Source organism: Caproicibacter sp. (genome assembly GCF_046707225.1).
In the GTDB taxonomy this organism is placed as follows: domain Bacteria; phylum Bacillota; class Clostridia; order Oscillospirales; family Acutalibacteraceae; genus Caproicibacter.
In genome coordinates this window covers 212,385-225,832 of record NZ_JBJKOP010000032.1, presented here as the reverse complement: position 1 = coordinate 225,832, position 13,448 = coordinate 212,385, and the positions used below count along the sequence as shown (strand labels likewise).

8 protein-coding genes are annotated in these 13,448 nt (G+C 52.2%); 4 read left to right on the top strand and 4 right to left on the bottom strand.

Going from position 1 to position 13,448, the window contains the following annotated elements; all coding sequences use genetic code 11:
- Positions 1–174 precede the first annotated feature (174 nt).
- Entirely contained in the window at positions 175–1,695 is a 1,521-nt protein-coding gene (locus tag ACLQ3M_RS07220) for a response regulator (RefSeq protein ID WP_411677020.1), read from the top strand.
- 11 nt (positions 1,696–1,706) lie between these two features.
- Complete coding sequence (locus ACLQ3M_RS07215) at positions 1,707–3,461, top strand: sensor histidine kinase (RefSeq protein WP_411677019.1); 1,755 nt, start codon at positions 1,707–1,709, stop codon at positions 3,459–3,461.
- 147 nt (positions 3,462–3,608) lie between these two features.
- Here ACLQ3M_RS07215 and ACLQ3M_RS07210 read toward each other — a convergent pair whose 3' ends face one another.
- The 4 genes from ACLQ3M_RS07210 to ACLQ3M_RS07195 form a co-directional block, all read right to left on the bottom strand.
- Positions 3,609–5,492 carry an ABC transporter ATP-binding protein gene (locus ACLQ3M_RS07210; protein ID WP_411677018.1) on the bottom strand — a complete coding sequence of 628 codons (1,884 nt, stop codon included), beginning with the start codon at positions 5,490–5,492 and terminating at the stop codon, positions 3,609–3,611.
- Positions 5,489–7,723, bottom strand: coding sequence for an ABC transporter ATP-binding protein (locus ACLQ3M_RS07205; protein WP_411677017.1), 2,235 nt, complete (start codon positions 7,721–7,723; stop codon positions 5,489–5,491). The genes ACLQ3M_RS07210 and ACLQ3M_RS07205 overlap by 4 nt, the downstream gene beginning before the upstream one ends.
- Before the next feature lie 77 nt (positions 7,724–7,800).
- A complete protein-coding gene (locus ACLQ3M_RS07200; RefSeq protein ID WP_411677016.1) occupies positions 7,801–8,415 on the bottom strand; it encodes a MarR family winged helix-turn-helix transcriptional regulator in 615 nt (204 codons plus the stop codon).
- A gap of 317 nt (positions 8,416–8,732) precedes the next feature.
- Positions 8,733–10,283, bottom strand: coding sequence for an L-lactate permease (locus ACLQ3M_RS07195; protein WP_411677015.1), 1,551 nt, complete (start codon positions 10,281–10,283; stop codon positions 8,733–8,735).
- Positions 10,284–10,673: 390 nt separating this feature from the next.
- Between ACLQ3M_RS07195 and larA the strand changes: the two genes are divergently transcribed.
- Both larA and ACLQ3M_RS07185 read left to right on the top strand, forming a co-directional pair.
- Entirely contained in the window at positions 10,674–11,948 is a 1,275-nt protein-coding gene (gene larA, locus ACLQ3M_RS07190) for a nickel-dependent lactate racemase (protein WP_411677014.1), read from the top strand.
- Between the two features lie 55 nt (positions 11,949–12,003).
- Positions 12,004–13,425 (top strand): FAD-binding oxidoreductase, encoded by a 1,422-nt coding sequence (locus ACLQ3M_RS07185; RefSeq protein WP_411677013.1) that lies wholly within the window; start codon positions 12,004–12,006, stop codon positions 13,423–13,425.
- Positions 13,426–13,448: the final 23 nt, after the last annotated feature.

Here is a 13,448-nt window from a genome sequence, read left to right as displayed (position 1 = left end):
TGGGGCGGTTACAACGCTTTCAGTATATTCTCACAGAGCTCGTACTGTAAATGATAAAGAATCCGGTTTTTTGTACTATTCTCCTGATTTTTCTTATTTTGAACGTTTTTTTTGTCTATATACTATACATTCCGTAACACTTGTGATAAATTTTAAGGGAAAGGAGTCTTTTTCATGTACCGGATTTTGATTACGGACGACGAAAAGGATGAACGAAAAACAATAGCTTTTTTACTCGAAAAATTTCATTTCCAGTTGTCGATAGATGAAGCGGAAAACGGACGCGAGGCTCTTGAAATGCTCCGGAAAAAGAAGGCGGACATTCTCTTTACGGATGTTCGCATGCCCTTTCTGCCGGGGACGGACCTCGCGTCACGCGCGCAGGAAATGTATCCCGATCTTCAAATCATATTTTTCAGCGGCTACAACGACTTTCCCTATGTCAAAAAAGCGCTCTCGCTGGGCGCCGTCGACTACATTCTTAAGCCCATTCATCCGGAAGAACTGAAAAAAATTATGATGAAAACAATTCAAAGGCTGGACGCTCAGGCCCGTACCGTCAGGCAGGAGCGCCTTGCCTCCGTTTACCTGCAAAACTATATCCTTTCCGGCCTGTTGTACGGAACCAGGGCCGAGCTGCTTTACAGGAAATACGGAAAAGAAGACCTCGATTTTCTGGAGAAGTACAATAGGCTGTTTCTGCTGCAGTTTGACGACCCGGTTTTCGGCTGGTTCCCGCAGAATCAATTTGAAAAGACAGCCGGCGAGGTGTTCGGGGAACAGCCTTTTCACTTTTTGAACCTGAATCCAAACCAAAGCGTGATCTTCCTACAGAAGGAAGAAACCCTCCATCGGTCTGTCGTTTACATAGCCCAATCACTGCAGGAGCGGTTCTCATCCGTTTTTGCAAAGAGCTGTTACCTTTCCGTCAGCAGCCCGTTTTCCGGCGCCGATTCCATTGCGGCCGCGTTCTCAAAGGCGGAGCAGGCGCTGGACGACCGTTTCTTTTTTATGAACCGCTATATCTACCCCATCCCGGACGAAAGCCCGAACGATCGGGAAAACCTTGAGGATGACGACGCCCTTCTCCAAGCCGCTGCGGACGCCATCGAATGCAGGGACGGATACAGCCTGCAAAAAAGCGTAAACCTGCTTTTGGAGAAATATCAGCAAAAACAGAAGCAGTCCCATATCAGTGTGTGCTATATTTTCTCCAGACTCGCACAAACCCTATGCAAGGCTTCGTCCGCCGGGAAAGACGAGCTGCAGGGGATGGTTGAGAAGATTTATCGATGCCAGTATTATGACGAGATCAGGGTCCTTATCTCGGATACGCTTGCCAGGGTTCTGCAGAACCTTGAAGTCGAACAGGATTCCGCCGAGCATGTGATCTGCATTGTCAAGCAGTATATCCAAAACCATTACGGAGAGGAGCTGAACCTGACCCGGCTGGCCGAACAGGTCTACCTTTCACCCCGATATCTGAGTGACCTGTTCATCCGAAAGACCGGCTGCGGAATCAACAAGTACGTCAAAACCTTGCGAATGGAACAGGCAAAAGAGCGCGTGTTAAATACGAACCAGAAAATTCAGGATATTTGCAGAGACGTGGGGTATTCCAATTTCTCCTATTTTTGCAGAAGCTTCCGAGAAACCTTCGGTCAGACTCCGGAATCCTTCCGGACATCGCATTAGGAGCAGCGCCTATGCGAAAATCAATTTTAAGATGGTACCGAAACATTAATTTCCGTCAAAAAGTGTCTTTGGTGTGCATCGGCGCCGGTCTATTCCCTGTTCTTGCTCTGGGCATATTCTGTTACGGGCAGATCCAGACTCTTTTAATAAACCGGGAAAAGCAAGCCGAATCGGAGACAGTGGAACAAGCCGCCCTGGTTTTGCAAAACAGGTTTGACACATACCGGAATATGATTTCCAATATCGCATGGAACGACAGCATCGGTCAGGCTGTAAGCCGCACCTATTCAAATAATTATGAGATGTATCTTACTTACCGCGACATTGTGGACCCGCTGTTTGCAACCATTCCATTGCTGAACGGGGATGTCCTTTCCGAAACGCTCTATACTTCTTCGAACCTAAACCCGCACGGAGACGCCGTTCAGACAATCAATGAAGCAAAAAAAATGCCATGGTACTCAACCGCTGCGCACGCGACAAAACCAACTTTTTATATTTCCAGGGAGAATCAGGCGGCATATCTTTTCTGTCCGATTTATTCGGCCCATCAAAAACGCAAAAACTATCTTTCGATCAAGCTGGATTACAACAAGGTTTACTCACAGCTGGACACGCTGTTCACCCATAATTTCGGAGTGTTTCTGCTGGACGGCAACACGGTTCTCTACGCGTATCAGGACTTCGGCAGAAAAGACCTGATAATCCCCGACGGCCAAATCGCGGCCCGCTTAAAAGGAGACGGTCTGCGGCAAAATTATATCGGAATCCGGCAGAATTTGCCCAAGGAAGGATGGAGCTTATACATCGTCCGCCCGTTGAATACGGTCAGAGACAATACATGGCCGATTTTGCTGACCGTTCTGCTGGTTGTCATAGGCTGCACCGTCATGCTTCATCTGCTTACTCATTTTCTTTCGTTCGTGATTGTCCGCCCTTTGGAAACCCTGACGCGCAATATGCAGTCCATCGAACGGAACGGTCTTTTTATCGACCTGCCTCCAAGCGAATTCGGGCAGGATGAAATCGGCGTGCTGTCGAGGCAATTCCATACGATGGTAGAAAAACTTCAGCAACTGGTAAACGAGGTTTACAAAGCGAAAACCGAAAAGCAGGAATATGAAATAAAAGCCCTTCAGGCGCAGATAAACCCCCATTTCTTTTATAACAGCCTCTCCCTCATCAACAGCAAGGCCATTTTGTCAGGTCAGGATGAAATCAGTGAAATGGCGCAGCTGCTTTCCACATTCTACCGTACGACGCTAAACCGGGGCAATCCGGAAATATCCGTAGAGGACGAGTGGGAAAACACGGTTTCCTATATTAAAATTCAGGAAATGATGCACAGCCATTCCTTCCAATTCGAGGAAAGATTCGACCCTGCCGTCCGCGGTTATAAAATGCCCAACCTGATTTTGCAGCCGCTGGTTGAAAATTCCATTGTTCATGGGATAGACCATCGTGTTGTCCCCGGCCGGGGACTGCTCAAAATCTCCGCGGAGCTGGAAGACGGAAAAATACGGTTTGTCGTGGAAGACAACGGCTGCGGAATTTCACCAGCCAAACTTCAGAATATTCTGACTACCGAAAGCAGCGGTTACGGCCTGCAAAACATCCAGCGCCGGATACAGCTCTACTTCGGGAGAGAATTCGGCCTGTCTTTTACAAGCACCGTGAACGAAGGAACCACCGTCATCCTGCGGATTCCGACACGGGCAGCCTTGCCTAACGTAGATTTCTTCCGTCAGGAAATTGGGGACCATTGAAACGACACGTAAAAATGAGTAAATTTTGGACGCGCAGCCGCGCAATTTATTGTGAAGTCAAGGGATTGGGGGCGCCGCCGCCGACTGCAAAAGGCCGGTTCCGCAGAAGCGGGAACCGGCCTTTTGCGCTCCGGGCAGCCATTTCAGTTACCCGGCCTGCGCCATTTCAAACTGGGAGTTGTACAGGTTTGCGTAGAAGCCGCCCTGCTTGAGCAGTTCCTCATGCCTGCCCTGCTCCACAATGTCCCCGTCGTTCATCACAAGAATCAGGTCCGCATCGCGGATGGTGGAAAGACGGTGGGCTATGACAAAACTCGTGCGTCCTTTCATCAGACGGTCCATGGCTTTTTGAATCAGCACCTCGGTGCGCGTATCGACCGAGCTTGTCGCTTCGTCGAGAATCAATATTTTCGGGTCGGCGAGGATTGCCCGGGCGATGGTCAGCAGCTGCTTCTGCCCTTGCGAAATGTTGGAGGCTTCTTCGTCAAGGATCATATTGTATCCGTCCGGCAGCGCTCGGATGAAGTTGTCACAGTGCGCGGCCTTTGCCGCTTCCATCACTTCCTCATCGGTGGCGTCGAGCCGCCCGTAACGGATGTTTTCCAGGATTGTGCCGTTGTAAAGCCAGGTGTCCTGCAGCACCATGCCGAATTTTGAGCGCAGTTCTTCCCGGGTGAAATCCCGGCTGTCATGACCGTCGATTCGGATGGAACCGCCGTTCAGCTCATAAAACCGCATCAGCAGTTTCACGATGGTGGTTTTCCCTGCGCCCGTCGGGCCGACAATGGCGACCTTCTGGCCCGGCTTCACCGACGCCGAAAAATCATTGATGATGATTTTGTCTGGGGAATAGCCGAAACGCACATTCTTAAATTCCACCTGATCTGCCGGAGGCTGCGCAATGTCCGCATGTCCGGCATCGGGGCTTTCCTCTTTTTCATCCAGGAATTCGAAGACCCGTTCGGCTGCGGCGGCGGTTTGCTGAATCGTGTTGGAAATACCCGCCACCTGTGCCAGCGGCTGGGTGAATGATTTGACATACTGGACAAACGCCTGAATATCTCCGACCGTAATGGCCTTTTTCACAGCCAGCCAACCGCCGAGGATGCACATCGCGACGAAACCAAGGTTGCCGATAAAGTTCATGGCGGGCATCATCAGTCCGGACAAAAACTGGGACTTCCACGCCGAGTCATAGAGCACCCTGTTCAGTTTATCGAATTTCTCAACGCTTTTCTCCTCCCCGTTGAAAGCTTTCATCACCAGATGTCCGCCGTACATTTCCTCAATGTGCCCGTTGACATGGCCAAGGTAATTCTGCTGCTGAGCGAAGTATTTCTGCGAAAATTTTGCCACAGCCGTCACAAGAATCAATGACAGCGGAATGATCAGCAGCGTTACGAGCGTCATCAGCCAGCTGATGGTCAGCATCATCACCAGCACGCCGACCAGCGTTGTGACGGAGGAGATCATCTGGGAAATATTCTGGTTCAGGGTCTGGTTGACCGTATCCACATCGTTTGTGACCCGTGAGAGCACCTCGCCCTGGCTGACTCCGTCGAAATAGCTGAGCGGCAGACGGTTGATCTTTTCCGAGATATCCTTGCGAAACCGGTAGGAGATTTTAACGGAAACCCCCGCCATGATCCAGCTTTGAATGTATCCGGCCAATGCGCTCAGTACGTAAAGCAGCGCCAGTGTGATCAGAATCCGCGCGATGGCGGAAAAGTCGATTCCCACGCCGCTGCCCGCAATTTTTCCCATCGCGCCCTCAAACAGCGTGGTGGTCGCCTGACCTAAAATCTTTGGCCCTACAATGGAAAAGACGGCGCTTGCGGCGGAAAAGACAAAGCAAATGAGGATGGGGAGCTTATAGGCCCCAAGATACTTAATCAGCCGGCTGATCGTCCCCTTGAAATTCGACGCTTTCTCCCCGGGCATCATCATGCCATGTCCGCCGTGCCCGCCGAAACCGCCCGGTCCGCGGGAAGGCGTCGAATTTGATTCTTTGCGGCTCTTTTGTTCACTCATGCGAGTTCCTCCTTTGAGAGCTGGGAAAGCGCAATCTCCCGGTATGTTTCACAGGTCTCCATCAGCTCGTCGTGCCGGCCTATCCCGGCAATCCGGCCTTCTTCCAGTACGATGATCTGGTCTGCTCCCATAATCGAAGAAATTCGCTGGGCAATCAGAATCACGGTTCTGTCTCCGGTTTCGGAATTCAGCGCCTTGCGCACCAGGGAGTCCGTCTTGAAGTCGAGCGCGGAAAAGCTGTCGTCGAAGATCAGGATCTCCGGATTTTTCACAAGAGCGCGGGCGATCGAGAGCCGCTGCCTCTGTCCGCCCGAAACATTTTTGCCGCCCTGGGCAATTCCCGTTTCGAAACCTTCGGACTTCGATGCGATAAACTCCATGGACTGCGAGATGTCAGCGGCTTTTTGAAGAGTATCCTCCGACGCGTGCTCATCCGCGTATTTCAGATTGCTTTCGATCGTTCCCTGAAAGAGGGACGACTTCTGTGGAACATACCCGATCCGTTCGCGCAGCGCATGCTGCGAAACTTTGCGCACGTCGATTCCGTCCACCAGGACTTCTCCCTCCGTCACATCGTAAAAACGCGGAACCAGGTTGACAAGGGTGGTTTTGCCCGAACCCGCGGACCCGATGATCGCGGTCGTCTGTCCGGGCAAGGCAGTGAAGCTGATGTCGCTCAAAGCATCCCGTTCCGCTCCGTGATACCGGAAATGAACATTTTTGAATTCGACCGTTCCTTTTTGAAACGCGGTGAACGCTTCAGGCTGCTTCGGGTCTTTGACGGAAAGGTCGGTGTCGATCACCTCGGCAATGCGCCGTGCCGAGACGGAAGCTCTCGGAAGCATGATAAACAGCACTGAGATCATGATGAAAGCCGAAAAAATCTGCATGGCGTACTGCATAAACGCCATCATGTCGCCGACCTGCATACCGGATTGGGCGATCTGGTGCCCGCCCACCCAGACAATCAGCAGGGACATTCCGTTCATGATCAGGGTAAGGGCGGGCATTAAAGATGCCATCGCCCGGTTGACAAACAGATTGGTTTTTGTAATGTCGGAATTGACGCCGTCGAAGCGCTTTTCCTCAAACTTCTGCGTATTGAACGCGCGGATGACCAGCATGCCCGAAAGACTTTCCCTTGTCACAAGGTTCAGCTTGTCGGTGAGCTTCTGCACGAGTTCAAACTTTGGCAGGCAGAAAGAAAACAGCGTGAGGATTATGCCGACGAGAATAATCACCGCGACTGCGATCATCCAGGACATGGAGGTGCTCTTTTGCAGCGCCATGACAGCGCCCCCCACGCCGATCAGCGGCGCATAGATCATCATCCGGATGACCATGAAAACCACCGTCTGGATCTGCGTGACGTCGTTGGTGGTGCGGGTAATCAGGGATGAGGTGGAGAACCGGTCGAATTCTCGGCTGGAGAAGTTCTCGACCTTGGTAAAGACCTTTCTGCGGAGATCCATCGAAAAGCCGGCCGAAACCCTCGCGCCGATCAACTCCACCAGAACGGTGCAGGCCGCGGAAAGCAGGGCGAACAAGAGCATCCACAAGCCGGTTCGGGTAATGGTTCCGCTTTGGATTTTGTCCGTGTCCATACCGATCGCCTGATATTCCAACTTTACCGATAAAACGGCCGACTGGGTGATCACGGAGTCTGTCATGGCGTTGATTTTCCGATCGATCTGCGTCCGCATCGGTTCAAGCTGTGAATCGGGCAGTTTTTGAAGCATACCGTACAGATCCGTCCCCTTTGGGATTGTCGTGCCGCCCAGGCTTACCGGCCCGCTTTCAGCCCGCGCCGCAAGCTTGTCGACGAACGATGCCGCCACGAAAGCCCTGCCAATAATTGAATTGATTTTACCATTTTCGGCATTGCCGATGGTTTTCAGTTGATAGACAGGTTCTTTGGCAAGGGCGGGAAACTGACTGATGTCCTTGGCGTACACGTCCTCGGAAAGCTCGGATCGGTCGAGCAGTGTATAGTCGTCAAGCACTTCTTTTTTCTCGTCGTCGTTTAAGAACAGAGTAAGCTTGTCCATTTCACTTTGGCGGATTGCCTGCGGGACCGCGTTGACGATTCCGCCCTGCTGGATTCCCTGATTGACGATATCGGACATGTAATTCGGCAGGGAAAGATCACAGACCACCTGAATGCCGAGCAGCATGACCGCGATGAGAATCAGGGCAACATAGGGCTTCAAATATTTTACGAGTTTCAGCACGGAGGAATCCTCCTTTTATTAGACGCTCCAACGCAGGCGGCGAGTGTTGGGAAACTTTTATTTTTCATAAATACCTCTTATTTGCGCCTCTTGAAGCGGCCGTCCCGACCTCCGTGGAAGTCATCAAAACCGCCGTGCGGATCAAGTCCCCGCATCATGAAGCCGGCTTGCCGCATGGCGGCAAATCGTTCAAACCTTTCATCCCCCATGCGTTCCCGTGCTTCGCGCATCCACCACTCACGCTCGTCTTCATCCATTTTTTCTCCCAGATTGGCTTCGACCGAATTGATGACCCGGTCCAGATAAGCTCCGAACGCCTTCTGCTCATCTTCCGAGAGGCAATCGAAAATTGCGTCGGGATTCCATTCCTGCTGCTGTTCGTTTTTTCCCTTTTCAGTCAGTTTGACAAGCATCACGCGCTTATCGGTTTCAGATGGCTCGCGCGTAATGTAGTCGGCCTTTTCCATCTTGGACAGCAATTCATTGAGAGAAGAAATGCGGATACCCAGCAGATACGACAAATCCTTGGTAGAGATGCCGTCCTGCATTTTCAAAATCGCGATCAGCCTGCCCTGCCCACGCGTGGGGTCGGCCATGGGGCCTCTTTCCGCATATGCGCGCAGATGGTGCTTGTGCAGCAATCTCATCAGTCTTTCCAGTTTTTCATACAATTCTGTATTCGCCTCGTTCATCGAGAATTCCTCCTTGCGTTTTTTTGCAGGCACCTGTTCTACAGGTACCGTACGAATACATTATACTGGTACCTGTAGAACATGTCAAGACTTTTTTTACAGGTACCGGTAATATTTTGCACGCACTTCGCAAACACTCCATGGGAAACAACGAAAACAGGACCGGGAAGCTGGCGCGAACGCACAGCTTCCCGGTCCTGTCATATCGTTTGCATCGAGACAATATCTCGTTTAAGAGGTTTAATCTTCATAAAGGTGAGAAAAATCGAATCGCGGGTCAGAACGAATCACAACTGGAAAGGATAATCAAAATGGATTCAGGCGGGTGTCAGCGAAACACCCAAACCAATTACGGCGCAGGCAAGCACAAGCAGAATCAATGCCCACTTCAAAACCGCCCGCAGCACTTTGCTGTCCTGTCCGACAAGCCCGACCGCGGCAACCGCTGTTGCGATACACTGGGGCGACATAATCTTGCCGATCCCAGCGCCCAGTGAGTTTGCCGCCGCCAGCCAATAGCGTGATACGTCGATTTGCTGAGCGGCAGCCGTCTGCAGGGTGCCCAGCAGGACCTCTGTATTGGTTCCGCTTCCGGTGACAAACGCGCCGACCGCGGCGATGATCGGTGCCACGAACGGATAGTTTCGGCCGGTCAGAGTGACAAAAAGATGAGCCATATCTGAAATCATGCCGGAGTACGTCATAATCTTCGCAACGGCGAGCACCGACATGATGGTAACGATCGTTTTGGACATTTGCTTTACGGTGCCGGTCAACGCCTGCCACATCATCTTGCCGCCGGCCTTCTGCACAAGGCTGCCGATGATGGCCGCGAGGAAAATGATGATGCCGGGGGTATTGATCCAGCTGAAGGAGATCGAACCGGCGTTGGGAGCCGTATTAATCCTTACGGTAGATTTGAAAATCGAAAGGAAACTGTTCACCGGCGGAACCAGCTTTGAAGTTAAAAGGAGAAAGACAAAGATCAGGATAAACGGCAGACTGGCAACCACAAGCGACATCGGGCGTCCTTCCTGCTGAGACGATTCTTCTGAAATACCCGCGCTCATGTCGTATTCGGCTGGAACCGGTTTGTTTTTCCGTGCTCTGGCCATCAAAAAAGTGCAGAACAGCGAAACGACACAGCCGACAATGACGGTCAGTTCAGGCCCGAGAAACCTTGAAACAATCAATTCCGGAAGGACAAAGGAAAGGCCGGACATCAGCGTGATGCCAACGACTCCTTTGAGCGCTTTGATACCACCCCCGCCCGCAATCACCATCAGGAACGGCACCAGAATCATAAACGGCACCATCTGGAACACCGTCGTGAAAGCCAACGGCAGCATATCCAGACCGGTCACAGCCTGAAGGGTCACGGTGGGAATACCGACCGAACCGAATGCGGTTGGAAAAGCGTTGGCAATCATGCAGACCACGCAGGCTATAATCGGATCCATTCCCATACCGGCCAGCATTCCGGCAGGTATGGCAATTGCCGTGCCGAAGCCGGCCATGCCTTCCAGAAATCCGCCGAAGCACCACCCCACAAGCAGGATCAGGATACGCTTATCGGAGGAAACACCGGTAAGCATTCGCTTAATGATGTCCATCGCGCCGGTCTTGAGGGAAAGGTTATAGGTAAAGATGGCCGCGATAATGACCAGGATAATAGGCCACAGCGCGGTGGCGAAGCCTTCCAGAGCGGACGTGGCGCAATCCGCCGCCGGCATGTGCCAAAGCGTAAGCGCCAGAATGGCGGCGACAGCCAATGCACTGATGCACGCTTTGTGGCCGGGCATTTTCAGGTATGTAAGAGCAAAGATCAGCCAGATGATCGGCACCAGCGCAAGAAAAGATTGAAGCATGATATATCAGGACCTCCCCTTTTTATTTCAGCGGCTCCAAGCCGCAATTTGCGTATGTTTGGTTCTACCAGTTTAATGCAAATAAGCCAACTGACCTAAAAAGTGCGACTCGAAAAATCTTTGGGGAAGAGCGCTTGTTTTACGCATATTATAGATCGTCCTAAGCATAAAGTCTAGATATATTTATTTATATTAGATCATTTTGTAATATATTACTAAAATGCAGTGCCTTATTTGTTTGAAAAATAGAACTGCACTTTGGGGGATTGTATTTATGTGGAAATGTGGTAGGATGGTAAGCGAAACGACTGGAGCGACCAATTTACTTTATTTCCCTTGCTTCTGAATTTGTTTCATTTGGAAAGCAGGCGAAAAAATCGGAGGTGCCCGATGTCAAGAATCATTCCTTATGGAAAGTCCGGAATGCGGCTGACCGAAGATCTGAGCCATGCGGAAATTCTGGAATCCAGTGTAGCGGAACTGAAAGCGGTCGATTCGGAGGACGGTCTTGTGCGTGCCGCAATGGACCATCCGATTGACTCGCCCCGCCTTCGGGAGCTCGCGGCAGGCAAAAAGACCTGCACCGTCATCCTCAGCGACCACACGCGCCCGGTTCCGAGCAAGCACATTGTCCCCGCGATGCTAAAAGAACTGCGCGAGGGGAATCCGGAGATCGACGTGACTCTTCTGGTAGCGACCGGTTACCACCGCCCAAGCAGCAAGGAAGAACTCGTGGCAAAACTGGGCTCGGAAATTGTCGAAAAAGAAAAGATTGTAATCCACGACAGCCGGGATGCTTCCGCCAATGTGCAGATCGGCGTGCTGCCCTCCGGTGCGGCTTGCGTGGTCGACAAAGCGGCAGTGGAAACGGATTTGCTGGTTGCTGAGGGATTTATTGAGCCGCATTTTTTCGCGGGCTTCTCCGGCGGACGGAAGAGTGTGCTTCCCGGCGTCTGTGATCAGGTGACTGTGCTTGGAAACCATTGCTCAAAGTTTATCGCATCCCCTTGCGCACGCACCGGCGTGCTGGACGGCAACCCGTTGCACAAGGATATGCTCGCCGCGGGGAAAATGGCCAATCTGGCCTACATCGTAAACGTGATCATTGACGAAAACAAGCGCGTTGTGGCAGCCTTCGCAGGGAACTTTATTACGGCGCACCGCCGGGGCTGCGATTTGCTTCTGAAATACTGTCAGGTAAAGCCGGAGCAGCGCGGCGACATTGTCATTTCCAGCAACGGCGGCTATCCTTTGGACCAGAATATCTACCAAAGCGTGAAGGGCCTGACCGCAGCGGAAGCCGCGGCTGCTCCGGGTGCCGTGCTGATTATGGTCAGCGCCTGCGGCGACGGCCACGGGGGCGAAAGCTTTTATCACGCGCTGAAAGACTGCGTTTCCCCGCAAAAACTCATGGAACAGATTCTCACGACCCCGCAGGACCGGACAAAGCCGGACCAGTGGGAATTTCAAATCCTTTGCCGTGTGCTTTGCAAACATCACGTCATCTACGTCACAAATCCGGAGCAGAAAAAGACCATTGAGGAAATGAAGATGGCCTGGGCGCCGGATGTGGATACCGCGCTGCGGGAAGCCAGGCGGCTGAAAGGCGCCACCGCTCATCTGGTCGTAATTCCGAACGGTATTTCCGTCATGGTGAGGGAATAAAGCCGAGTTGCTCTTACCAGCAGACATCAATATATTTTTAGAGGGAGGATTTACCATGCCAAACTATCATCAGGTAACTCCGGAGATTATTGCCGAACTGGAAAAGGCCGCTCCGGGCCGTGTCGTGACCGGCGCGGACGTCAACCCCGATTACTCCAAGGACGAAATGCCGATTTACGGGGTCCGGATGCCGGAAGTTTCTATCGATGCGCAAAGCACCGAGGAAGTCTCCGCGATCATGAAAATCTGCTATGAACACGATATTCCCGTCACAACCCGCGGCGCGGGCACCGGTCTGGTGGGCGGGTGCACCCCGATTTGCGGCGGCGTTGTGATCTGCACCATGCGCATGAACAAGATTTTATCTTACGATCTGGAAAACTTCGCGGTCACCGTCCAACCCGGCGTTTTGCTGCAGCAGCTTGCCGAGGACGCCCTGAAGCACGGCTGCATGTATCCGCCGGACCCGGGCGAGAAGATGGCAACACTGGGCGGCAACGTTGCCACAAATGCCGGCGGGATGCGCGCGGTAAAATACGGCTGCACCCGCGACTATGTTCGTACCATGACCGTTGTACTGCCGAACGGCGAAATCACCCACTTCGGCGGCACGGTCTCCAAGACGAGCTCCGGTTACAGCCTGATTAACCTGATGATCGGTTCCGAGGGCACGCTGGGAATCATTACGGAGTTGACGCTGAAGCTGATCCCCGCTCCGCAGGCTACGGTGAGCCTGATGGCCCCGTTTGAGGATCTGGCTGCCTGCATCTCCGTTGTGCCGAAGTTTTTTATGAAGCACTATCAGCCTCAGGCGCTGGAATTCTTTGAGAAGGAAATTCTGGTTTCCTCCGAGCAGTACCTTGGCAAGCAGGTTTTTCCGCGCAAAATAGAAGGCACGGACATCGGCGCTTACCTGCTGATTACTTTCGACGGGAATTCCATGGAGGAACTGGACCCGATTGTGGAGAGCGCCTCCGAGATGCTGCTGGAAGAAGGCGCGCTGGATGTTCTGGTGGCCGACACCCCGCCGAAGCTGAAAGACATCTGGGCGGCTCGCTCGTCTTTCCTTGAAGGCATTGAGGAGCAGACAAAATTGCTCGACGAGTGCGACGTGGTGGTGCCGGTAAACAAGATTGCTCCTTATGTCGAGTTTGTCGACGAGGCGAAAAAGAAATACGATTTTGAGGTAAAGTACTTCGGGCATGCAGGCGACGGCAATTTACATATCTACGAATGTTCCACCGATATGGATCGGGAAGAGTTTAAAAAGCAGGTCAGAGAGTTTCTGGACTCCATTTATCGGAAAACCATGGAATTCGGCGGCCAGATTTCCGGCGAACACGGGATTGGTCTCGGCAAGGTCCATTATCTGGAGGAAGCGGCGGGTTCGGTCAACATGGGCCTGATGCTTGGAATCAAAAAAGTCTTTGATCCAAAGCTGATTCTGAACCCCGGCAAGGTCTGCATGAAACTGTGAGACAAGGGACTTTTATAGGAGGA

Coding starts and splice junctions, on each gene's coding strand:
- larA (WP_411677014.1), top strand. CDS start 10,674: ATGTCAAGAATCATTCCTTATGGAAAGTCCGGAATGCGGCTGACCGAA.
- ACLQ3M_RS07185 (WP_411677013.1), top strand. CDS start 12,004: ATGCCAAACTATCATCAGGTAACTCCGGAGATTATTGCCGAACTGGAA.
- ACLQ3M_RS07200 (WP_411677016.1), bottom strand. CDS start 8,415: ATGAACGAGGCGAATACAGAATTGTATGAAAAACTGGAAAGACTGATG.
- ACLQ3M_RS07195 (WP_411677015.1), bottom strand. CDS start 10,283: ATGCTTCAATCTTTTCTTGCGCTGGTGCCGATCATCTGGCTGATCTTT.
- ACLQ3M_RS07210 (WP_411677018.1), bottom strand. CDS start 5,492: ATGAGTGAACAAAAGAGCCGCAAAGAATCAAATTCGACGCCTTCCCGC.
- ACLQ3M_RS07215 (WP_411677019.1), top strand. CDS start 1,707: ATGCGAAAATCAATTTTAAGATGGTACCGAAACATTAATTTCCGTCAA.
- ACLQ3M_RS07220 (WP_411677020.1), top strand. CDS start 175: ATGTACCGGATTTTGATTACGGACGACGAAAAGGATGAACGAAAAACA.